Genomic DNA, 24,950 nt, shown 5'->3' with positions numbered 1-24,950 from the left:
TCTTGAACAGAAATGATCTTAAAATGAAATGACCGAAGCTATTATTCACAAACAAATAAATGTATTGATATTAGGCGCTACCTCTGATATGGCAAAGGCGTTGGCAGAATTGTTGGCCAGGAAAGGATACCAACTTTTTTTAGCTTCAAGGAATATTAAAAGACTGGAAGCCTTTGCCGCGGATTTAACCATCAGGCGTGAGATTAAACCGGAACTGATTGAATTTGACGCAACGGATTTTGCCTCACATCAGGATTTTTATAAAGGACTATCCCATCGGCCGGATTGGGTAATCAGCTTCTTCGGTTATCTTGGTGATCAAAACCTGGCACAACAGGATTGGGCTGAATCCCATAAAATAATTGATAGCAATTATTCCGGAATGGTATCCATACTCAACATAGTAGCTGAGGATATGGAGAAAAGGAAACAAGGTACTATTGTGGGCGTTTCTTCAGTAGCCGGTGACCGCGGCAGGCAAAGCAATTATATATATGGAAGTGCCAAAGCTGCATTAACAACTTACCTGGGAGGACTCAGAAACAGGCTTTATAAAAGCGGAGTACATGTGATGACCGTGAAACCAGGCTTTGCAGCAACCAAAATGACTTATGGGTTGGACTTACCCAAAGCCATAACGGCAAATCCTCACCAAATAGCAAAAGGAATCGTAAAGGGTATTGATAAAAAAAGGAATACTATTTATATATTATTTGTCTGGAGATTTATTATGTTGATAATCAAGAACATTCCTGAAGCAATTTTCAAAAAACTAAAGCTTTGAAAAAAAACCTGGCACTATTTGATTTTGATGGCACTATCACCAAAAAAGATTCGCTGATTGAATTTCTTAAATTCTATTTTGGAAAGAAGAAAACCATCCTAGGCTTTCTTTCCCATTCTCATTTGCTTGTGGCAATGAAAATGGGAATAGTAGCCAATGCTTTGGTGAAAGAAAAAATATTGACCTATTTCTTCAAAGGTGAACCAGTGAAAATATTTAAAGAGCAAGCCATTGATTTTTCTTTTCATGTACTTCCACAATTGGTTCGCATGGATGCTCTGGCACAAATAAAGAAACATCAGAAAGAAGGAGACCGGGTAATTGTGATATCCGCATCAGCAGAAGACTGGCTCCGTCCATGGTGCGATGCCAATGGTTTAGAAACGCTGGCGACAAAGCTGGAAAAAAAAGCTGGGAAACTTACCGGCAGGATAGCGGGCAAAAATTGTAACGGTGCTGAAAAGGTGAAAAGGATCCTGGAATTGCTAAAGGTTGAAGATTATGAATCCATTTATGCGTATGGAGACTCGAAGGGAGACAAGGAAATGTTGGAAATATCATCTCACCCGGTCTATCGAAAGTTTAAGAAATAAAAACGGCCTAGAATAATTGCTTGAAATTCTGAATTTCTATCCTAAAAACACAATCTATACATTAGTATTTTCCGTTTAACTACACATGCGTGAGGTACTAAAAAAATTTTACAATAACTCGAAGATTGGGGGTGCATTGCTCCAACTCCCAAAATCTGTTTATGATTTCTATAGATACAAAATCCTGAGTGATGAAGTATTCTTGAAATCCAGGTTTAAATATGAGCTGGGGTATAAGCTGGATTTGGAAAAGCCTGAAACCTACAATCAGAAAATTCAATGGCTAAAAATCCATGACAGAACCCCCTTACATACTACTTGTGCTGACAAATATGCAGTCAGGGATTTTATAGCTAAAGAAATTGGAGCACAACATCTTATTCCTCTTATTTTATATACTAACAATCCTTCAGATTTAAGGCCTGAAAATTTCCAGGAGAAATCGTTCATCATTAAGGCCACTCATAGTAGCGGAAGAAATCATATTGTCAAAGACAAAAACATTGCTGACTGGTCCGGGATAAGAAAGAAAGCGAGAAAATGGCTCAATGAAAATTTTTATTACTGTTTAAGAGAATGGCAGTATAAAAACATCCCTCCTGCAATTATAGTGGAACAATTACTCCAAGATGAAAATGGCCTTATTCCTTTTGATTTTAAAATACATTGCTTTCATGGCGAAGTGGAAATTTTCGAAGTACATGAGAACCGCCATTTCTCCCATAAAAAATTACTCTACGATAAAAACTGGAACGTACAGGATTTCATCACACACCGAGAGAAAGGCACCCCTATTGCCCCACCTAAAAATTTAGAATTAATGAAGTCAATAGCACAGAAGCTGGCCAAACATTTTTGTTATGTGCGGGTGGATCTGTATGAGGTAAATGGCAATGTTTATTTTGGAGAACTTACTTTTCATCCGGGCTCAGGTTTCAGGAGGTTTTATCCGTTTGAACGTGACAGGATGTTAGGTGAGAAATTAACTTTACCTATTGAGCAGTAGTCAAAGAATTAATCCAATATAATGGGTTTGGGGCTAAAGTTTTTATACACCACTGATTTACCCCAGCCTTTATCCATATTAGCCACCAACTTTCCATCAGATAGATTCTTATTGGATTTCTCTATATTTTGATCCCTCAATTCGTAATAATTCACTTTCCCTTTGGCAAGCCCGGTTGACTTTTCTTTGGTGCTATTACTTAAATACCTTAAGAAATTCTCAACCTCAATTACTTTATAGTCCAGTCCTAATTTTTGGCCCCTGAATATCAGATCATGGTCCTGATGACCTGCCGGATGAAAGGACTCATCATAGCCGCCAAGCCTTACAAAATTCTTCCGGCTTAATACTATTCTACCCTCCGTTCCCCAATAAGGAGCTTTTTTAAAATGAAATATATTATCCAAACCATATTCATTAAATAAGTAATTGATGTAAAAAGCAAAATCTTTTCCGGTATAATTATCTCCATCCAGGTTACATACAATCTCATTCCCGGCTAATTTATGAGCCAGGTTTTTGGCCTTTGACATGTGGAAATATTGAGGGTCTTTAGTGTGATAATAATTAAGTATACCCTGATCAATATACTTGCTTAGGTGCTTCCGTGCCCATTCGTGCATCCCATCCCGGGAATTATAATTGACCAGGACAAACTCCACAGCGCCATAATCACTATTCGCATTGATGTTTTCTTCCATTGTATGTCGTAAATGGTACAGCCTGTTCATACAATTGGTACAAAAGGAAATAGAGTGTTGGTGCAGTTCACTGCTATATATTTCCTGAGGCAACGGCTCTATTTTATAGTTTCTGAAATAAATATCCCGAAAGGTTCTGATTCTTCTTTCCAGTGAATGTGGTATAAATTTACTGAGAAATAAGGTTGCTTTTGACATAAAAAAGTTAAATAATATACAGGAGCAAAGCTCTGAAATCCCCCTGTGTTAAAAATAGTTTTAAGTCGGAAATTTAATTATTTCACTACCAATCGATTCATTAAGGCTTGTTCCTTATAAATAAGTTGAATCATGTAAGTCCCGGACGAAAGTTGACCAATTTCAATAGATCTGTCCGATGTTCCCATTTCTATATACCCTTTATATACGGGTCTTCCCGTTAGGTCGATAATGTTAAATTCCACTTTTTCCGTAAGTGCCTTGTTAAACTTAAGGTTGACAATGTTAGAAGCCGGGTTAGGAACTAAGATCACATCCAACTCCTCCTGTTCAGGGCCTGTTGCATTGACAGTATACTGGAAAACATCAGAAAATTCCTCACATGGGCCTTGGGCAACCTTCACACTATATCCTCCCATTTCGTGTAAAGAAAGTGTATCATCTGTCGCTCCTTCTATTATTTCATCATCTTTGTACCATTGATTGCCCGTTGCGTAACTGGACACGAGCACGTCACCCTCTTGAGTAATTTCAGGTTGGTCCATATTCTCAACAGCAATAACCACCGGTACTCTTTCAGCACTCTCACATCCATTGGCATTCACTATGGTGTAATAATAAGTGGTAGAATCTTCCAAAACAGCTGTTTCAAATATTGGCTCCTCTGATTCGTAAAAAGGCTCTCCTCCAGACTCTTCTTCGTACCACCTGAAAGAATGATCTTCCCCGGTAGAATTAACAGTAATTACTGCACTAGCCCCATTACATACACTCAATGGTTCCACAGCTTCCGCTTCAGGAAGTTTGATAAAATCTATACTGAGTGAGTCATTCAAATTGACAGGGGTACAATTTCCAAAGGCAGCTTGAAGGCTGATAGTATTCTGGCCATACTCCAGACTACCTTCGTTCAGCTGAAGTGTTAAATCACCACCATTTCCCACTCCCTCAATTCCATGATCCGTACCATTGACCAACACTTTGTAACCGGCTCCGGTTTGAGTACCTTGAATTGAAACTGATGGAAAATCCTCGGTTTCACATAATACTGAAGCAGAATTGATAACAATTAAGGATTTATCTATTTCAGGCTTTTCAATGATTAAGGAAAAACGATTGGAAGCAAAGGTTCCTGACCCTCCTGTTACTTCAAAAGTATAGGTCGTCTCAGGAAAAATCTCGGTGGCGGTATTTAAATAATCATCTAATAAAGTAAATGTTTCTCCCTCCCGGAAAGATTCTAACTGATCAAAACTCAAGGAATAGGTCCCCTCTGTTAAATCCTCAGTTATTAAAGCAATGCTATCCTTACAGAATTCCTGAGGCAAATGATTAATAGCCAAACTAATACCATCCTCAGTTGCCGAGGATAAATTAAAAACTTCGTTAGGTCGTTTTCTTCCATGTATAGCAGGATCGTATGTTTTTGATCCATTCTCACTATAGCGGATAAAAGCTTTATCCTCCCAACCATTCCTCGAAAGCTTTACTACCATCATCACAGGATTTTGCTCCCGCAACCTGTAAAATTCGGTGCTCAGTTGATTAATTTTGGCTGATTCCGAAATAGTCAATGCCGGACTACTGCTGTTTGCCTGCACCCAAAAACCCTGTCCACTGGCAATTTCTCCGGCAAACTCAGGATCGTTAACCACTCCATCATAATAGAGGAATTTGCCTCCTCCCGGATAATCAGCATCCCAGATGGAAACAGTATTTCCTACATTCGATCTCTGCCATCCCTCTTCTCCCCATTGAATGGGCGACTGATAAGGATTGGCCAATAAATTCCATCCATCCCCCTCACCATCGTTGGCTTCCGGATCCCCCGTTCCATCAGTGAGGTTGAAAGCAAAATCACCCTGAATGGGTTCTCCTGTCAATTGAAGCGTAATCGGACTATTCAAGTCCCTAACGTATACTGCATAGCCTCTACCAACCTCCATTATTTCCTGATTGTTTGTAGTGGGATAAGCAATCCACTTGGCAGGGCTTGGTTCATCATAATAGAAAACAGAAGGGTCGCTTCCAAGGCCAGGCCCGGTAGATGCTCCGGAAAAATTACCTGTTATTTCAATTTCTTCTTGCCAGTCAGCCACTGTGGCATTGCTAATCATGCTACCCATATACCGGTATATCCTATTGGTAGGTGGTGCCATATACCTTTGTGCGATAATAGCTCCTTCTATTTTGCCCCTGTTCTTTATTTCAGGAATAAATGCAGTACCATCAATTGTTGAAGCCAATACAATGGTGTTATCAGAGGTAACAGTACCATCTGTAATCTCCAACAATTCGGATATATAAACAGTGTCTAATACCAAAATATTTCCGGAATTAGCCAAATTGGCATGGAGACGTGAAAGTGTATCCTTTCCTTTCTCAAAATAAAGGTAAGAATCCAGATGAGAAGTAGAATTAATTTCAATTTTCCCCTTGCTGCTAATAATTTTTCCTGTTTGATTTTCTGAATTGATAGTGCCCCGACCATTAACTACTAAACTGTGCTGACCAATATCCAGGGTAGCTCCATCATCTATTTTTAACCCTCCTCCTGTATTGTTGCCCACAGAAATGTTAAGTTCGACAGACTGTTCATCAAATAATAATTGTGCCCCTTGCTTCACATGCATTGAAAATAAATTTACATTTCCACCCATGTTAGAAATCGTTTGTTCCCCTTCAGCTGCAAAGACCATTGAGAGCATTTCCGCTTCAGGCACATTGGTTCCTATACCATAGAAGGAGACATTTCCTTTGGCTATTATAGCTGAACCATTAGGATCCTTTCCTTTCATAGAAACTCCATTAGCTACATTTAAATCCCCCTCCACAGTAATATTTCCAAAACGGAATTCCTTTGATGAGTTTAGTTTCTCCATGGTGAGATCCCCATATCTGGCAGCAGGAATGATATTATTGTCCGCATTAAAAATGATGTGCGATGTAGGATCCAAATCACCCAGAACCGGTGGCTCACTTACATTCACATTTACCACAACGTTTTGACCGGCATCGATAACACCCGTGTAAATAGCATCAAGGCTTAATTCATTATTGTCATCAACTACAAGCTTAGAGCCGGTACCGCTAATTGTCCATGCCTGGGAAAGTGTGGCATCTCTGTTCAATACAAATAATTGGTAATCTGCATCGAAATTTGAAGGACTGTTTCCTGTACCATCTACCGAAGAGTTCCATGAAGTTATATCCACTAAATCCCCGGAAGCGAGGGAATAATAGGGAATTATATCTTCAGATGGTGGTGCGGTTTTAACTGGCAGATCATCAGAAAATGTTGACTTGTTGTTGTTTCGATCTACAGCACGCACAGTAAAAACATAATTAAAATCAGGAGATAAACCAGTAACATCCAATGAAGTGGAAATAGTAGTGTCAATTATTTCTCCATTTTGGAAGATCTCGTACTCCTTTACGGCAATATTGTCTGTTGATGCTTCCCATAGCAATGTTAAACTACTGTCAGTGATATTCTGTGCAAAGAGGTTTTGCGGGGTAGTTGGAGCAATAACATCCAGGGCAACATCTACTGGCCGATGCACACTAATTACCATTGCATTGAAAAAGCCAAATTGTGCATTGTTCTCATTGGAAGCATCTACCTCGAATAAAATGGAATTTTGCTCATCCGGAGCGATGTTATTAATACTAACAGTTTTGTCTGTATTTTTATAAGTATATAAAGTCTCTGTATTGTTCCCTACAGTGAAATCAGAAATACCTGGGGTTTCAGTTGTAGTAAAAGCTCCATTTTCACTACCAAAAAATGTCAGGTCATATTCCCAGTCAGGATCTAAGTTATTAATGCGGAATTTGCCCGGCTGTGCATTAGGGTTGAAATAATAATACCCCTGTAATACCTCATCAGGATAAATCCCGGAATTATCTCCTGTTACATTTCCAGTATTGTTGGGATATCCATCTCCAATGTCTTCTATCACAATACTGATGTCCGCAGGATTACTATTTTCATCTATTAAACCTGTAAATTCTTCCCCTGTTGCAGGATAGGTATTGGTGTTGTTCCAGGGTGCCGGAGCTTGTAAGTAAGTAGGATCATTCACATTGATGTTCACCAGAATTCTTTTGTCAATTGTAATAGCTGTCACCTCCTGTGTATAAGCAGAATTGGCTTCACTTCCTATTGCCCTCACTTTATAAATAACTGCCTGATTGGGTTGAAGACCGGTATGGGTATAAGTTTCTACATCAGGCCCTACAGTAGTGAGAAGTGTGAAAGCTTTTCCTATTTCGTCTGTAGTATATATTTCAAATCCGGTTTCACTATAGGCATTATCCTGCCAGCTGAGCCTGATAGCCGAATTGGAAATTCCACTTGCATTAAATTTGGTAGGTGCAATAGGACCCTCCAGAAGCTGCTCATCAATAGGTTTTATAATGATCGCATTTAAATACATGGACACAGTATTGGTCATGGCATTCAAAGAAATACTGATTTCTCCTGAAGCATTTGCCTGAACTCCGCTAAAGGTCAATAAATTATCTTCATTAAAAGTGGCACTAAATATTTCTGAAACACCTTCAACTGTATAAGTAGCTTCGGAATCAAGCCACTGATTAATGGATGCCAAAAGATCTATATTATAATATTTTCCAGCCTCTAAACCTGTTAAGGTTAAAAAAGCATTTGGGTTTTGTGAATACCAATAGCTTTGCAACACAAAATCTTCCAAAACCAAACTGTTGTCCCCACTCGATAAGCCATCATTTGCCTGGGCGGTCCATCCCGAATCAACAGACAGCCCAATGTTAGTAGGGTTTCCCTGTGCATCATTAAAGTTGGTAAAGGTTCCGGGATTGGCCGGATTGGAGTTGATGTTAGTCCAGGGAGTGGATGTAATGGTAGCCGCTCCTAAATTGATAAAAACATTGTTTTCATAAACCGGATCTGTTATATGCAAATTGAATTGTGCTGTGTTTCCGGAGCCAAAGTTGTCTTTGGCTTCAATAGTATTGGTTCCATAGAAACCCACATTATTGGATAAAGGCTCCAGAAGTATTTCCCCTGTACCATCACCATTGTCAATCAATTGTGCGAAGTCCGGTAATTTAATACCGGTTAATGTAATAGGATTTCCCTCCTCATCAGTAGCTGAAACAGCTATTGATAATGTCTCCCCTGCATTCATCACTACATTATCTATTGCTGCCAATTCAGGCGCACTGTTTAAAGTATTAACCAAACCCACCTGTGTTTCACTATTTCCGGTGGAATTAACAGCTCTCACTTTATAATAATACAAGGTGCTTCCTTGCAGGTTTTGGTCTGTAAAGCTGGTTTGGTTCAATAAGGCCGTACCTGCCAAATCAAAAGGTCCGGTTTCAGCTACTTCCGATCTGTATATTTCAAAACGTTGCTCATTGTTAGAGTTATCCTGCCAGCCAATTTCCACTTCTGAATTCGAAATGGCTGTCAGAGATAAATTGGAAGGGGCAGAAGGAGGCAATCCATCTTCAAAATAGACATCCACCACCATGGAATTAAGAATATAGGAAGTACCATTACCATTTCTGGTAATCCCTATATCAATCTGCCCATTGCTATTGGGTTTAATATTGGAATAAGTAACTGTTTCACTGGTATTATTGACCGGATTTAAATCCTTAATAGTACTATTGATAGTAAACCTGGTTTGCGCATAGAGGCTTGCATCTTCTGTTGCAACCCCTGCGAACATAGTTAAGTCGTAAGAAAGACCGGGGTTCAGGTTTTGCAATACCACATTGGCGTTTCCTCCTGGTTTTGTTTTGAAAGACTGAGTTACTTCATCAATGTAAAGATCGGATTCCAAACCAGAGGTAGCTGTCCCATTAAACCATTGGCCTGGCACATGAAATACAACATCCTGGGACACACCATCATTGGAAGTCAAATTATATGTTCCTCCGGTATTAATATTATTCCAGGGAGATGATGCACTAATTCCTCCAAAATTTATCAATACAGAATAATTCCTGTTTACTTCTTCTACAATTATGTTAAAAGTAGCTTCTGAAAAGCCACCTTCTCCATCATCTGCTAACAACTTAATATTGTTGTAAACCCCAGCCTGGCCAATATCAGGATTTATTATAAAATCACCCTCTCCATTTCCATTATCATTGAAAATAACAAAAGGAGGGAAATTGGAAGCCTGCAAGGTTAAAGTCCCAAGAGTTTCATCTGAAACACTCACATTTAGTGTATCCGAAAAACCCTCCATAATTGTCAAATTGGCTATTCCACCTATTACAGGATTATCATTATCACTTACTGTAATAGTAAAATTTTCCATATCTGTAAGCCCCGAGCCATCATCCACAGTAAATTCAATTGTATATTGGCCCTCATCCTCAATTTCTGGGGATATGGTAAATTGACCCTGACCATAACCGTTACTGGCAAAACTAAAAAATTCCGGTAGCGGATCGGTAAAAGTAAAGCTAATGGGATCTCCATCTGGGTCATCGACTGTTACATCCAAGATGAGAGTGGTGCCGTATTTTACCGACCTGTCAATCACAGGTTCGATCACAGGAGCATTATTAGGCGTTGAAATACTGGTAATAGCAGTAAAAGCTGAAAAATCCCCTTCTCCTTTGGCTCTTATCCTGTAATAATATGTACTATTCCCTGTAGTTTGGGTATCTGTATAAGTTTCTACATCAGGAGAAGTAGTCTGTATTAATGTAAAACTAGCTTCCTGGTTGGAAGTAGATCTGTAAATTTCAAAACCCAGTTCTGACGAAGAATTATCTACCCAACTAATTTGCACATTATTCCCGGTTCCCAAAGACAATGAAAGGTCTGAAGGTGCTTGCGGTGGAGCAGGATTTGCGACTGTAGTTACGGATACCGGACCTGCGAAATCAGACCCTCCGTTAAAATTGATGGCTTTTATTTTGTAATAATAGGTAGTGTTTCCTTCTAATCCTGTATCACTCCAGCTTCCTGCATTTTCATCAGCAAGGTGTACAATTTCGTAGCCCGAGCTTTGGTTTTGGGACCTATAGATTTCAAAATTATTTTCATTATTACTATTATCTGTCCAGCTCAGATCAACTTGGGTATTGGAGACTGCCAGCGCTTCAAGGTCGGAAGGAATGGCCGGGATGTTGGAAGGCACAAATTCGTTTTCAAAAAGTACTCCATCAGGAATTAATTGTTTTGATAACCCGGGGCCATTCCACCTTACCTGCAAACACTCCCCTCCGGCATTTTCAAACATTAAAACCCTAATTTGGGCAAACCCTTCCGTTAGATTAACTGTACCATTTCTTTCCTGACAACCATGGGTGCCATCATTGTTAACTATTTCATTATTGTTGATAAACAAGCGGGATCCATCATCAGAACTTGTATAGAAAGTGTAGTTACCATCTGCAGGAATCAGCACATATCCCTGAAAAATAAAAGCAAAGCGGTCGTCCTGATCACGGATAGAGATGTCGAAATTATTCACATTGCCTGTTCTGATAAGTGTGCCACTGGATTCAATTTGATTGACAGAAGTGAAATTACTATGATGATAATAAGCATAGGATAGTCCTGTATTAATGGTTCTTGCTGTAATCTGATTACTTGGCACCGATATATTGCCGCTGGCATCTTTAGCTCTTATTGTATAACTAAATGTTTGATTGGAGGGAAGTCCTGAGTTGATATATTCAGTTTCTGAAACAGTGGCTATTAAATTACTGTTTCTATACACATCATATTCTGTCACTCCCACATTATCTTCCGGCTCAGTCCAGCTTAAACTGATACTATTACTCGAGGAACCTGCCAGGGACAAAATTGGCGCATTAGGATCTTCAGTATCTACAGCAGTTGAAGTACTCACTTCAGGAGTATAAGCAGATCCTCCGTCATTATTGACAGCTCTCATTCTATAATAATAGGTAGTGTTGGCACTCACTGGCTCATCTATATAGGCTATAGGATTAGAAGCTGAAGTAGCAGGAATTCTTTCGATCAAACTGTAGGCTGTGCCGCTTTGGGTACTTCTATATAATTCAAAAGCCAATTCATTGTCAGCATTATCATCCCAGTTAATTTTAATACTATTATCTGAGAGCACATTGGCAGAAAAATTAGTGGGTTTTGCCGGTACATTTAATCCATTCTGAGTGGTGACAATGACAGGCTCCGAGAGTTCACTAAAACAAGGTTGTGGATCAGGACGGAACTCAGTAGGTGTCACTCCATCAGGCTCATAAGCAGGCGCTTGTTCCGGCCTTACACTTACACTATAACTTCCACTACCGGAAGCTGAGTAAGATGGAGAAGTAGCTCCACTAATTTCAGCGGAATTTCTAAACCACTGATAGAAAGCCGCGTCTTCAGGCCCGCTAATTACTACGGACTGCTGCCCCGATAAGGTGGGCAGGTTTACGCTTTGATTGCCAATTTCAGTATTGGGTTGAGGTGCTCCATCCAGATTTCTGTCCACTATCAGCGGCTTTGACCATTTGGACCAGGTGGTGCCTCTTTGGAACCGCACATAATAAGTGCCCGGGCTAGTGATATTAATAGTGTTAGGCTCTGTTCCTGCATCTATATAGCTGGTACTTGTTGTATCTCCCTCTACCCATTGATAGGCCGAAAAGCCGGGAGAAACTCCTGCAATAATATCAATATCGTCTCCTTCACAAAAAGAACTTTGTCCATATTTTACTATAATATCAGTTTTATTTTTTTCCAGAAACCAGGAAAAAAAATCTGATTTATTATACTGTTGATTCCATATGGCATGTCCACCATTAGGATAATAACTATACCGGATACTGGCCCCAAATTGGTCACGTAATTTGTCTACAGTATCATTCCCGTTTTTTGCAGTAGGATTATTATCTTTTCCGCCTTGTGCAAGCCATATAGGAATAAAATGTGTGCCCGGAACTTCATCACTAAAGCCCGGAACAGCAGACATAGGATGCATGGCGGTAACAAGCTCGGGGTAAGTGTCAGCAAAATTCCATACCGCAATTCCACCGGAAGACAATCCGTGTATATAAATCCTGTTGGGATCTACATTATAGTCTTCAATTAATTTATCTACTAAAAGCTTAACCCTGTCAATCCACGAACCCCAGGTATTCCCGGCATTGTGTTGAGGATAGAGTGCAATGCCGGGGAAATTCCCATTATTAATATTATCTCTTGTTTTTTGACCGCCATGAACCAACTGAATTTCATTATTGGTACCGGATTCTCCTGCACCATGGAAAAACAAAATGAGGGGATATTTCTCACTTCCATTTTGATCATAGGAAGGCGGGTACATAATCCGAAAGGGAATTCTATTTGAGTTACTATTATTATAACTGTAGCTATAAGATAAGTAGGGAGAGGTATCCCAGCCCAACACATCACCATGTTGATAGGGGACAAACTCTTGAGCAAAACCCACATAAGTGAGTGTGGAGAAGATCAAAAAAAAGATGTAATATCTCATCATAAATAACAAAAAAAATGGATTATCCCGCTGAACACAACTAAACAATAAAACCTCTAAAAAGTGATATTTTATAAAAAACAATCATAATAAACGTGATCAGATTGTTACAACTCTTCTTTCCCTTATAGATACTCTGGTATTAAACTATGTAATGTAATTACATAATTGTCATTTTATTCATAGCTTTTTGATACGAAAGTTTGTATCTTTTGTTTACATATTTGCTGTATATATCTTTCAGGAGACAAGCTGTTGAAGTATTGGAAGAGGGTAGGTGAACAGCAGTTTAAATAAATGATTTTTTCTTCCTGACGCTGGAGTTTTTTAGTAACAAAAATTTTCTTTCGAACATATAATAGCTTGCAGAGGAAATGGCTAGTACAGCTATAAGTATCACGAGCAATGAAATGAAGTCATTCACAATCACTTTGCCCAGTACACTTGCAAAAATGCCTATTATCAACATATGAAATACATACATTCCATAGGAGATCTTACCAATATAAACTAAAGGTCCATAACATAGCCATTTACTCTCTTTTTGAGCCAGTTTCATTATTATAAAAGCACACAACAGGTTGATCAATGAATATGACCATACATGTTGGTAATTTTCCATTGAATGGATAAGGTATCCCATTGAAGTGATGTCTTTTATATTAATCTCCCCTACATAATTATAGAGATTTAATAGCCCGGCCAAAACAACAAATGACACAACATACCAATAATATTTCAGGAATTTTCTCTGGGTTTCCCCATCAATTAATGAAACCAATCCCCCTATTGCAAAAGCATCGAAATGGCTAATGGTCATGAAATAAACTGCTATCCCACTCATTTCCTCAGATTGAAATTTCTCCAAAAACAATATACCCAATAGCAACCTCAGCACCGGAACCAGGAGAATCAGGAATATTGTAAACCTTTTAAAATTTCTCACAGATAAAAAATACAATACAAAAGGCCAAATGAGGTAAAATTGCTCTTCCACCGAAAGTGACCATAAATGACTAAAAAAGCGGCTCACTTCCCACTCAGGTGAAAGAATATAATAATTAAAAGTATAAGTCAGTAGAAATGGAGAAACTGCCGGAAAGTTTTCAGGCTCATTTATGACTAAATAAAGTGCATACAATACACCTACATACAGAAAATACAAAGGGAATATTCTCAGGGACCTTCTCCAGTAAAATTTCCTAATGTATGAGCCAAATGAAGATCGCTTTTCCGCTATCAATATTCTCGTGATTAAAAAACCAGATAGCACAAAAAACAATTGCACCCCAACCCATCCTACCTCAAAACCAAAAGAAACAAAAGGCACCATAGAAAAATGGAAGAGTATAACTAATAGAACTGCTATGCCTCTCAGGCCATCAAGTGATTTGATATAGGATACTTTCATATTTTAATAACACGTAAAAACCAAAGTGACAAACAATGGTAGTCCTTATTTATTTTTCTGCTCATATCATTCAGAGCGAACCAAAATAGAACGAGAAAATCCGGCAAGATCAGAGCTAAACTAAACTCTTATTATTTTATTACAAAAGTATCTTGCGTAAGTGTATATTTCATAATATTTTGTTTATATTTACTCTTAACGGTTAATTATTCGTTTGTTTCTGTTAAATCCAAAAAATTATTGACCTAGACTGTTGAACTGTTACAACTTATACTCAATTTTCTACAATCTCTCTGGCAGTTACAGGGAAAAACAGGGCAAGGTTGTTGATCATAGCAACAACCGCAGATTATAAAAATTCGAAATTAAACTTTACATAATATCAATGAGAGCACCACCAACCTAAAACAACCACTAAAAACTACAACCATGAGAGAAGTATTCAGATCCATCCAAACATTGTTTCCATACCTGCAAGATTACAGGTTTGCAGTTAAATCATGGGAAACAATGGTCCGCAGAAAACCTGTTGAAAATGACTTCAAAGCAATAAAATTCTTCAAACCGGGTTTAAACCAGGTTTTTGTTGACATTGGAGCTAACCGGGGGCTTACCATTTTATCCATGTTATTGAACAGAGGGTTAGAGAATAAGATCATCGGTTTCGAACCTAATCCATTGATCTTCGAGAAATTATCAAAGAATTATTTCATCAAAAATAATGGTCGGATTACTGTCCATAATATTGGCTTAGGTAAAACCAATGAAGAGTTGACTTTATTCGTTCCATTTTATAGAAAGTGGATGTTTGATGGTTTGTCATCTTTCAATTATGATGATGCCGAAGGCTGGCTACAAACCAGATTATGGAAATTCAGGCAAAAACACCTTAGTATAAAAAGGGTGGTTTGCAAAGTGAAAAAGCTGGATGGCTACCACCTGAATCCTTATTTTATCAAAATAGATGTACAGGGATTTGAATTCAATGTATTAATGGGAGCCAGGGAAACCATTAAGAGACATCAACCTATCCTCCTTATTGAAAGCTTAACAGACAAAATAAATAATTTCCTGAAGCAATATGATTACTCAGCCTATTCTTTTAATTCCAATGGGCTGGAACCGGGAACAGGCGACCTTAACACCTACTGCATGACTAAAAAACATTACGAAGAGCTATCAGAAAAGAATTAATTATTTATGCCGGGGTGAGCACCTTGGTTATTCCATCTTGTAAATCCATACATCCGAGAACTGTTTGATTTTTGAGTAAGTTAATTTTATTCTATTTGCTTCCTCCAGATCATCCGTTGATATTTTATAAACATAAAAAAATTGTTTTGCCGGATTTAAACCCATTTTAAAATGAAAGCCTTCCTTTTTCATTTTGGCTTGAAACCGTACTGCATTCTGCTGGTAATTAAATACAGCTATTACTACATAATACCCCTTAGAAAGTACCTCTACAGTGTTTTCATTAAAAGAACTATCCGGTTCATTAGATTTTTCCACCATTTTCTCTTCCAGTCCAACAATTAGTGTGTCATTCGGAATTACGCTCTCTTTATCAACTTCAGCAACTGAATCCACTACTCCCTTCTGTTCAAATTCAATTTCCCTCTTTAGGTCTTTCTCCAATTTTTGAGCTGCTCTTATCTTAGCAAATTTCTTTGCATCTTTCTTGTCCAACTGTTTTTCTGCAACTCTTTCTTCCAATTCGCGCCTCTTTACTTTACTTCCAATATGATAGCTAAACATTAATTCGTGTGAACCAGCCTGAACAGCATCAAATTGAGCTGGAGGAAATTCATAACTGTAACTTAGTTTCAAATTTTCCAATAAATTAAATCCCACAAATAATGCAGGATTACTTTGATATCTATAGGCTCCTCCTGCCCATATTTTATCCTGATAATAAAAAACACCTGCTGCTTCAGCCTGCTGAAAATCCTTACCTCCTGTTCTATAAAGTAAATATGGCTTAAAAACAATTGAAGGGTTATTGAATAGAAATTCATAGCTTACTGACCCCATCAGACTTTTCAGGTTAGAAAATTTAAGATTACTCAGATTATCCTGAGAGTATGGATTGGCATCAAAAATATTGTTCACAGCAAAGCTCAACTGCCATCTCCTGTTATCATATAAAAAACCAAAATTCCCATCTGCATAATAAGTGTTGCTTCCTGCTCCTTGCAAAGCAGGGTCAGAAGTATCTATTTGTGAAAGATCTAGTCCATATCGGCCAATACCTCCTGAAATACCAAAGCTAAGTGAATGCTCATGCCCTAAAGGCAACTTATAGCCATAAGTGATTAAAAATGCATTCTTTTGTAATAAAACCGCACTTTCATATTGCAATGTAAGACCTAGGCTAACGTTTGAATTGCCTGTATGCTGTAAAGTAAAGGAACTATTTATAGGTGCATCTTCAATGCCCAGCCATTGTTGCCTATACACAGAATTAATTTCAGTCCCTTCATTAATTCCCAGAAAAGCAGGATTGTACAGAAAAGGATTAAAATAAAATTGATTATAGACAGGCAAATCCTGAGCTACTACCCTATTTAAACCCCCGTATAGAATGGCTGTCAAACAGCCTAAAATTAAACTGATCTTGCGCATTATTTTTTAATTCTCACTCCACCTTTCCTCTGAAATCCATTATCACATGAAAGTATATAAAAATACGCCCCTTCATCCAGGGCTACCCCATTAGAATCCGTTCCATTCCAATTATTTTCATATGTCTTATTTGCAAAAACTTTGACACCAAGTCTGTTGAATATTTGAATGGAACAAGGCCCCATTTCATTGAGGGCATTTGATTCCCACAGATCATTCACACCATCACCATTTGGAGTGAAAAGTTTTGTCATGCTAACAGTTAATGAAGATTCCCCCGATGAGGGAACCACTGTAATCCTCACAGAATCATATGCCATGAGTCCCCCATTATCAGTTACGGATAATTGGAAGACATATCCGCCAAGTTCCAGTCCCTCTACTAAAATTTCGTCTTTTCCTTGCTTTGACAGCATGATATCAGAACCCTCTATTAATGTCCACTGCGTGTTTTCTATTTCCCCATCCGGATCCTCACCAGAGCCCGATAAGATGGCAGATTTATTGGGCAACTCCACTATTATATCTTCTCCGGCATCAGCTTCAGGCGGCTGGTTTCCGGCATATGTAACAACCTCAACATTTAAGATATCTGTTGCCTCTCCACCTTTATCATCTGTCACTTTAAATACAAATTGATAATTACCTATCACCAATTCGCCCACGCTAGTTTTGTTCTCATTTGGAGTATTTAACAGAGCATCTGATGGCCCTGAAACCTGCGACCATTCCACAGATTCAATGCTACCATCATTATCCAGACCTTGTCCAACCGCCACAAAATGTTCAACAGGAAATACCATCGTTGTATCATTGCCGGCAAAAGCAAAAGGCATTTGATTTTCATTGGCTAATATGTTTACCAAATCAAAATTCTGAAGACCTTCACTATTCAATACTACTAACCTGAAAACATAAGTACCAGGTTCAAAACCGCTGACTTCTGTTTCAAATGTATTTTCTGATGCTATGACAGTTTCTGATGGACCCGATAATTGTTCCCATCTAATCTCTTCAATGGTTCCATCAATATTGGTGGCCTCACCAACCAATTTCACAGAAGGATGAGGTAACACAATAGTTTGGTCCGCACCTGCATTGACTATTGGTGGAGATGTAGGAGTTGCCTCATTGACGGTAACGGAAACATCATCAAAATCAGTGGCTCCCTCATTATCTATGATGGAAAAGCGAAAAACATAAAAACCTGCCACCAATCCGGAGACTTCCAGTTCTGTTTCATTGATCCCGCTCAAATTGGCTGTAACCGGGCCAAATTCCTGAGACCATTCCACTGATTGAATGTTCCCATCCGGATCGGAAGCCATAGCTGATAGTGTAGCAGTATTATCTGGGAGTACCAAAACGATGTTTTCCCCGGCATCAGCTTCAGGTGGCTGGTTAGGATTTTGAGGATTGACTCTAATGTTTACCTGATCAAAACCTTCGAGCCCCTGATCATCAATTGCCTTCAGCTCAAATACATAAGTACCTATTTGGAGCCCACTAATTTCAGTCTCCAGATTTTCCGGATGAGAGATAGTGGCTGTATTCGGACCACTTATCTGCTCCCATGAATGGGAAATTATGGTCCCATCTGAATCTTCAGTGCTCCCCAGTAATGACACCTTATTTTTGGGTTCTGTGATACTCTGATTCGGCCCGGCATCCACAATAGGTGATTGGTTGGCCAATGCTTCCAATACCTGAATATTCGCCTGATCATAATTGGAGACTCCATCATCATCAATTACGGTTATCCGAAATATGTAAGTTCCCACTATTAATCCATCAATACCTAAATTGAGGGTTTCTGCATTGGTAAGTGTTGCATCGCCTGAACCGCTTATTTGCGTCCATAGTACATTTTCAACAGTACCATCACTATCCTGTGCAGTAGCAGAAAGTGTAGTACTTGATGTCGGTTGTCTAATCACTTTATTACTTCCCGCTGTCACTGTAGGAGGTTGGTTGGCCGGCTCGGGTTTCACTCTTACATTTATCTGGTCAAATGCACTTCCTCCCTCATTATCCTCTACTGATAATCTAAACGTATAAATGCCCTCAGTTAAATTATTCAATTCGGTAGAACTTTCATTTGGAGATACTATTCCTGCGCTATTTGGCCCGCTCCTTTGGGTCCAATGATAAGAAGCAATGCTTCCATCTACATCAAAAGCATTACCATTCAATTGAGTAGTATTATCCGGTAAAATAATCTCGACATTACTTCCTGCATCTGCTATAGGCAATTGGTTGCCTGGTGCGTGCATTACAACTATTCTTACATCGTCTGAACCCTGAGCACCATCATCATCAGTTGCGATTAATCTAATCGTATAAGTACCCTCCTCAAATCCCGAATAGGTCACCTTCAAGCTATCGATATTTTCAGCCGTTAATGTATTAGGCCCACTTAATTGTGTCCAATCATACGTTACTATGGATCCGTCAGAATCATTAACATTCCCATTAAGTACTACTTCATCGACTGGCAAAACCAATTGCAAATCCTGACCGGCATTTACGTTTGGCGGGTTATTAGGAGGTTCAGGATTCACAGTGATTCGGATTTCATCCGTCTCATTCAATCCTTCATTATCTTCAGCATAAAGGATGAAAATATAGGTCCCCTCCACTAAATTATCAATTGTTACATCCAAAGCCAATGGATCAGAAATGTCGGAAGTATTTGGGCCATCCACCTGTTCCCAGAGGGTGTAGGATATTTCTCCATCAGGATCAGAACTTGTTCCGGATAAACCCACAGAATTGGTGGGCAAAGTGATAGTCATATCCTCACCAGCATTAACAATAGGTGGCAGGTTAGGAGTATTTACGAAAATCCGTACCTGATCGGTTCCGGTAGCTCCTCTATCATCTTCCACTGTAAGATTAAATATATAAACATCTTCCACTAGTCCTGACACTTCTAATTCCTGACCGTTCAAATCACCTAATTCGGCTATTGAACCACTGATCAATTCCCACCGATAGCCCACAATAGTTCCATCAGAATCTGTTCCTTGTCCCGTCAGTACTGTACTGTCCTCCGGAAGCGTAAGGTAAACGTCCTCACCGGCATCAGCTGTTGGAGGTATATTGGCAGGCTCCGGCAGCACTCTTAATGTCATTTGATCCGTATCTTCTGCCCCCTTATCATCAGTTACGGTGAACCTGAACCTATAGACTCCTTCTACCAAATCGGACACTTTTGTTTCTTTATTGTTCGCATGGGCAATAGTTGCTGTAGAGGGTCCAGTTATTTGTGTCCAAAGAAAAGAATCAATTTCTCCATCACTATCTGTGGCACTCCCCATGAGAATCGTAGAATCTACTGGCAAAGTGATATTGATATTTCCACCTGCATCTGCAAGGGGCGGTTCATTTTGTTTGGGGAAAACCGTCACCTCTACCTGATCCGATTCCTCAGCCCCATCATTATCTTTTACTACTACAGTAAACTGATAAATCCCTTCTTCCATATCAGTTACCAGGATGGAAGTATTGTTGGGATCATCTATAGTAGCTGTTGAAGGGCCAGTGCTTTGTTTCCATAAAATTTCTACAATTTCACCATCACTATCGGAAGCGGTAGCAGTTAATTCCACCATATTGGTGGGCAAAGTAATCAATTGATCATTCCCTGCATTTACAGTAGGAGGCTCATTGGGAGGGGCAGGCAAAACTGTCACCTGAACATTATCTATATCCGAATCACCATCATTGTCTGTTACGGAAAGAGAAAAAACATACAGTCCTTCTTCTAAACCGGAAACTGGAGTCTCGGGTTGGTTGGGTGAATAAAAATCCGCAGTTCCCGGCCCGCTTTCCTGTGCCCAGGTATAATCCACTATTTCACCATCAGCATCTGAGCCCGATCCAACAAGTTCCACTGAATTTTCAGGAAGAGTTATTGTTACATCACTCCCTGCGTCCGCAACAGGGGGGTCATTTGGTGGAGCAGGTAAAACATTAATGGTTACATGATCACTATCAGTATCACCATCATTATCAGTTACTGTTAGCTTAAAAACGTAAGCTCCCTGTACCAATTCTGTAATTGTCAATTCAGCTAATGAAAGATCGGTAGTAGTGGCCGTAGTGGGTCCACTTGTTTGCTTCCATAAATAACTTTCTACTGTTCCATCGGAATCCGTTCCACTTCCTACAAGTGTAATGCTATTGTCCGGTAAAGTTACTTCCTGGTCATCACCTGCATCGGCTGAAGGAGGATCATTGGCTGGTTCAGGTTGCACTGTTATTGATACATTATCCGATACTTCTTCCCCATCGTCATCAACAGCTGTTAAACTAAAGGTATAATTACCCTCTTCCATGCCAGAAATCAATGTACTTAAATCATTGGGAGAGTCAATAACAGCAGAATTTGGACCATCCACCTGCTCCCATAGAGTACTTTCAATATTTCCATCAGGATCTGAAACTTGTCCGTGCAAGCTTACGCTATTCTCAGGTAATGTAATATTCTGACTACTGCCTGCATCAACATCGGGAGGTGCGTTTGCTGGCTCCGGAAGCACAGTGATTTTCACTTCATCCGAAGCTGACAATCCATCATCATCTATAACTGTAATTACATATATATAAACACCTTGTATCAGGTCATCCAATTGAAGGTTCAGCTGGTCAAGGTCACTGGATGTGGGATTGTTGGGACCAGAGGTTCGAGTCCAAAGTATGGTAGAAATACTGCCATCATTATCATTAGCAGTAGCTTGCAGCTCCACACTGTTTTCAGGCAAGGTTATTTCCTGGTCTGTCCCTGCATTTACAGTAGGTGGCATAGTAGGTGCATTTTCAAGGTTTTGCGCCAAAAACCACTGGTAAAGATTAGGCGTATGAAGTGAATTATCAGGTTTGTAGGCCCGATCCCAGGTTCCGGCATGCCCCACACCATCGTAAATGGTAAATATTGGTGCAGGATCAGCACCGCAGGCAATCATTCCATTTATAGGTCTTTCACCACTGCTAAGTCCAATAGCATTATCATTAGAGCCATGAAAAGCCCAAACAGGTGTTTCATTTTCTGCTATAATGCAAGCATCGTCATAGTCTCCTCGGCCGGCAATGGGAGACAAAGCTGCAAAAACATTAGGGTTGTTTTCAGGACTGTAAGCCGCCTGCCAGGTTCCCTGTCCACCCATGCTCAAACCTGTAAGATAAATCCTGTTGGGATCAATCCTGTAGGTTGAAAGCGCATTATTGACAAAAGGCATTACCTCATACCCTAGCCATCCATGCCGATTGGTGGATTGTTGTGGGGATAAAACGATAAAGCACTCTTCCGTTCCATTGTATTCGAAACACATGGTGTGACCATTTTTAATAAGTTTAGGTGGTCCGTTTTTCTTAACTTCTTCAAGTGCGCCAGGTGATCCGTCTCCCCGCTCCCCATGTCCATGAAGAAAAATAATTACAGGGTATAACTCTGTATTGTCATTATAGCCAGGTGGTAGATACTCAAGATATCCCCGCCCATCAACATCTCTTTTGGCTGTCTGTTGAGACGCTGCATGATAAGAAACTGCGAAGAAAATGAAGAAGAAGATGAAATATTTAGTAGAAGATGTTCCGGAGTTTTTATTAAAGAGATAGTTTAGTGCATGTTGCATGTTGTAAGCATTATTAAATGGACTACACTATTATTATTAAATTAAGTCTGATTCAATTAACAAATTGAAATGAATATTATATACAATTGAATACTTTATCTGTAAAAACAGTTAACACATCGATGAACAACGAACAAAAGTATATAAAGGTGCAATGTTTAACGAAAAATGTGAAATAAATTAATCGCTGCAAATGTTAAATTGGGAACACAGGAAACTGAGTAGCTTCCTGAGGGTGCTTTTGCACTGAAATTTCCGAGAGTTGTTAACTCACCAAAATAGAAATTCAAGCAAGCAGCAATACTACACCCTTCAATAGTTACTAATCGAATGCCGCTTAGTACCTGCTTCCTTCAGATTGTTCCTAAAATGCCATAGTAACCCTTTATAAAAAGATTTCAGATTAGCGACATTCCCCTTCACCAAATAAAGCAAGGTGCTTTTGGGAATGGTAAAGAAAATAAAAAATAAAATCCAGGAGAGTTTTTGAAAATTACGGGTATTTCTTCGCAGATACAATATTCTGTTGCGGGTCATGTAATACAGCTTAAAAGGAGATTCTCTACCTACACTCATCGATTCCTTATGAAATACTTTTGATTGGCCCACTACCCAAATTTCATATCCGGCCTTTTTTGCCTGGGCACACCAATCAAGCTCCTCATAATACAAAAAGAAAAGTTCCGGCATCATACCTATTTCCTCAATCACTTTCCTTCTTACCATTACTGCTGCACCATGGATCATTTCAGTAGGAAAACTGTAGTCATACTGACCTTTATCTACCTCCTCGAAACCCTTCCGCACACTCCTTCCTGTATAGTGGTTAATTGCCCCACTTCCGGCATATTGGATAACATCAGTACCAAAATATTTTATGACAGGAGATGCCATTCCTACTCGTTCATTGTGAATGAAATGACTCACCAATGGTTCTAAAAAACCCTCAGGGACTTCTGTATCATTATTTATAAAAAGAAAGTACTCACCATTAGCTTCTTTAATCCCAAGATTATTACCTCCGGCAAAGCCCAAATTTTCCTCACTGATAATAAATTTGACGGAAGGGTATTTCTCAATTAAAGGTGCTATTGGTTCATGTAGAGATCCATTATCAACTACAATTATTTCAACCGGGGCATACGCTATTCTCAAAATGCTTTGTATAAAAGCTTCCGTAACACTTAAACCATTAAAATGAACACTTATTATTGAAATCAATGGCCTGTTCATACTAAGCTTTATTTCCCGAAGTGCTTCCATGTGGAGTATGTATAAATTTTTTGTTGGCACCTTTTAACTTAAACATCAAAAGCATCATTTTCAAGAATATACCCGGAAGTAAAATAATGGATTTAACCAATTTGAAGCTAAAATACTCCCTGGAGATAGAAAAGGCGACCCCAAGATCGAGCAAAAGGGCCAAAGATAACCATACCCATATGTCCAGGTAAAGGATAGGATAATAAAAGTGTAGAATAGCAGCCACAAGAAAAAACACATTCACTAAGCCTATATTTAAAAGCCGCGGCAATTGTATATTACGAAGTATGACACTATTAAATAATGCAAAATTGCCCTGAAACAACGCCCGAACACCCTCACCAAAATAAGCTTTCAGGTAGTGGTATTGGCTGGAAATCCATCTTTTACGCTGATTTTCAAATACCTCGCTCTTCTCCACCTTTTCATCTTTCACAATAGCATTTTCTGCATAGTGGACTTTTATTCCCGATTTCACCAGCCTTAATTCCAATTCGCGATCAAACCCACCTATTGAATCCATTTTTGCCAAATGATTTTTAAGTAAATTGAAATCAAAAGACATTCCGGAACCTTTCAATGATGCTGAACAGCCCAGCACAACGCTCCCCTTTCCATAAATATTATTATTGATATTTTCACTTAAACCATCCAGAAACGAAAGTGTGGTATTTTCATTCTTAGCAGCTCTTTGTCCTTGTATGGCTTTATAACCCTGCTGATGAAGACTGTTCATTGTGCGTAAAAATCCAGGCTCCATTACATTGTCTGCATCAAGAATTACAGCATAATCATAAGTATGCTCATCAGGAAAGCTACCTAACACTTTGTTTAAAGCTTTCACTTTGGTACTCTTCTCAAACACCACTTCTATAGTGGTAACAGGTAATTTTTTCAGTTTCTCAATGGTTTTGGCCTGAAATGAGTCTGCAATAATTACCACTTCAAATTTATCTGAAGGATAGTTTTGCGCAATCGCCAATTCAGCAACATCAATGATCACATTATCTTCTTTATAAGCTGGTATTAGCACAACAAATTTAGATTCCCTCTCAGAAAGGGTATGCGTGGGAATGCGATAAAAATTTCCCGCAAAGCCAAAAACAAAAGTGTACAGAGCTACATATACAAAGTAAATGGCTATAATTACCTCCAGACAAATTAATAATATACTCAAAATAAAAAGTTTAGAATTGATAATCTGCAATTAAATAGAGCCCATCTAGGCAATTACACGAGAATTATTTGTAACTA

The 24,950-nt window shown here is 39.0% G+C and carries 11 protein-coding genes; 4 read left to right on the top strand and 7 right to left on the bottom strand.

The window, feature by feature from the left end; genetic code table 11:
- The first annotated feature begins 28 nt into the window (after positions 1 to 28).
- The 3 genes from JKA74_RS15835 to JKA74_RS15825 all read left to right on the top strand — a co-directional run bounded on the left by JKA74_RS15835 (position 29) and on the right by JKA74_RS15825 (position 2,383).
- On the top strand, positions 29 to 784 hold the full coding sequence (locus JKA74_RS15835; protein ID WP_201432197.1) for an SDR family oxidoreductase: 756 nt from the start codon (positions 29 to 31) through the stop codon (positions 782 to 784).
- The gene (locus JKA74_RS15830; protein ID WP_201432196.1) at positions 781 to 1,377 is read left to right on the top strand and encodes an HAD-IB family hydrolase; all 597 of its coding nucleotides are present in this window, start codon (positions 781 to 783) and stop codon (positions 1,375 to 1,377) included. The genes JKA74_RS15835 and JKA74_RS15830 overlap by 4 nt, the downstream gene beginning before the upstream one ends.
- A gap of 85 nt (positions 1,378 to 1,462) precedes the next feature.
- Positions 1,463 to 2,383: an ATP-grasp fold amidoligase family protein gene (locus tag JKA74_RS15825; RefSeq protein WP_201432195.1), complete on the top strand. Its 921-nt coding sequence runs from the start codon at positions 1,463 to 1,465 to the stop codon at positions 2,381 to 2,383.
- An 8-nt stretch (positions 2,384 to 2,391) separates the two neighbouring features.
- Here the strand turns inward: JKA74_RS15825 and JKA74_RS15820 are convergent, their stop codons facing one another.
- The 3 genes from JKA74_RS15820 to JKA74_RS15810 form a co-directional block, all read right to left on the bottom strand.
- Positions 2,392 to 3,282: a glycosyltransferase family A protein gene (locus tag JKA74_RS15820; RefSeq protein ID WP_201432194.1), complete on the bottom strand. Its 891-nt coding sequence runs from the start codon at positions 3,280 to 3,282 to the stop codon at positions 2,392 to 2,394.
- Positions 3,283 to 3,359: 77 nt separating this feature from the next.
- Positions 3,360 to 12,764, bottom strand: coding sequence for a fibronectin type III domain-containing protein (locus tag JKA74_RS15815; protein ID WP_201432193.1), 9,405 nt, complete (start codon positions 12,762 to 12,764; stop codon positions 3,360 to 3,362).
- A 286-nt stretch (positions 12,765 to 13,050) separates the two neighbouring features.
- Positions 13,051 to 14,172 carry an acyltransferase family protein gene (locus JKA74_RS15810; RefSeq protein ID WP_201432192.1) on the bottom strand — a complete coding sequence of 374 codons (1,122 nt, stop codon included), beginning with the start codon at positions 14,170 to 14,172 and terminating at the stop codon, positions 13,051 to 13,053.
- Positions 14,173 to 14,601: 429 nt separating this feature from the next.
- Here JKA74_RS15810 and JKA74_RS15805 point away from each other — a divergent pair, with 429 nt between their 5' ends.
- Positions 14,602 to 15,366 (top strand): FkbM family methyltransferase, encoded by a 765-nt coding sequence (locus tag JKA74_RS15805; protein WP_201432191.1) that lies wholly within the window; start codon positions 14,602 to 14,604, stop codon positions 15,364 to 15,366.
- A gap of 27 nt (positions 15,367 to 15,393) precedes the next feature.
- On the opposite strand, the gene JKA74_RS15800 is transcribed toward JKA74_RS15805, so the two are convergent.
- The 4 genes from JKA74_RS15800 to JKA74_RS15785 form a co-directional block, all read right to left on the bottom strand.
- Positions 15,394 to 16,797 (bottom strand): PorP/SprF family type IX secretion system membrane protein, encoded by a 1,404-nt coding sequence (locus tag JKA74_RS15800; protein ID WP_201432190.1) that lies wholly within the window; start codon positions 16,795 to 16,797, stop codon positions 15,394 to 15,396.
- Entirely contained in the window at positions 16,797 to 22,433 is a 5,637-nt protein-coding gene (locus tag JKA74_RS15795; protein ID WP_201432189.1) for a PKD domain-containing protein, read from the bottom strand. Before JKA74_RS15795 ends, JKA74_RS15800 begins: the two co-directional genes overlap by 1 nt.
- A 312-nt stretch (positions 22,434 to 22,745) precedes the next feature.
- Positions 22,746 to 23,696: a glycosyltransferase family 2 protein gene (locus tag JKA74_RS15790; protein ID WP_236587862.1), complete on the bottom strand. Its 951-nt coding sequence runs from the start codon at positions 23,694 to 23,696 to the stop codon at positions 22,746 to 22,748.
- Entirely contained in the window at positions 23,668 to 24,873 is a 1,206-nt protein-coding gene (locus JKA74_RS15785) for a glycosyltransferase (protein ID WP_201432188.1), read from the bottom strand. Before JKA74_RS15785 ends, JKA74_RS15790 begins: the two co-directional genes overlap by 29 nt.
- Positions 24,874 to 24,950 lie beyond the last annotated feature (77 nt).

This window comes from Marivirga aurantiaca, from assembly GCF_016679925.1.
Classification (GTDB): domain Bacteria; phylum Bacteroidota; class Bacteroidia; order Cytophagales; family Cyclobacteriaceae; genus Marivirga; species Marivirga aurantiaca.
This window is presented reverse-complemented; position numbering and strand designations above follow the sequence as displayed.

Bases quoted from the DNA above. Each gene is read 5' to 3' on its own strand.
- JKA74_RS15835 (WP_201432197.1), top strand. From the start codon at position 29: ATGACCGAAGCTATTATTCACAAACAAATAAATGTATTGATATTAGGC.
- JKA74_RS15825 (WP_201432195.1), top strand. From the start codon at position 1,463: ATGCGTGAGGTACTAAAAAAATTTTACAATAACTCGAAGATTGGGGGT.
- JKA74_RS15820 (WP_201432194.1), bottom strand. From the start codon at position 3,282: ATGTCAAAAGCAACCTTATTTCTCAGTAAATTTATACCACATTCACTG.
- JKA74_RS15815 (WP_201432193.1), bottom strand. From the start codon at position 12,764: ATGATGAGATATTACATCTTTTTTTTGATCTTCTCCACACTCACTTAT.
- JKA74_RS15810 (WP_201432192.1), bottom strand. From the start codon at position 14,172: ATGAAAGTATCCTATATCAAATCACTTGATGGCCTGAGAGGCATAGCA.
- JKA74_RS15805 (WP_201432191.1), top strand. From the start codon at position 14,602: ATGAGAGAAGTATTCAGATCCATCCAAACATTGTTTCCATACCTGCAA.
- JKA74_RS15800 (WP_201432190.1), bottom strand. From the start codon at position 16,797: ATGCGCAAGATCAGTTTAATTTTAGGCTGTTTGACAGCCATTCTATAC.
- JKA74_RS15795 (WP_201432189.1), bottom strand. From the start codon at position 22,433: ATGCAACATGCACTAAACTATCTCTTTAATAAAAACTCCGGAACATCT.
- JKA74_RS15790 (WP_236587862.1), bottom strand. From the start codon at position 23,696: ATGGAAGCACTTCGGGAAATAAAGCTTAGTATGAACAGGCCATTGATT.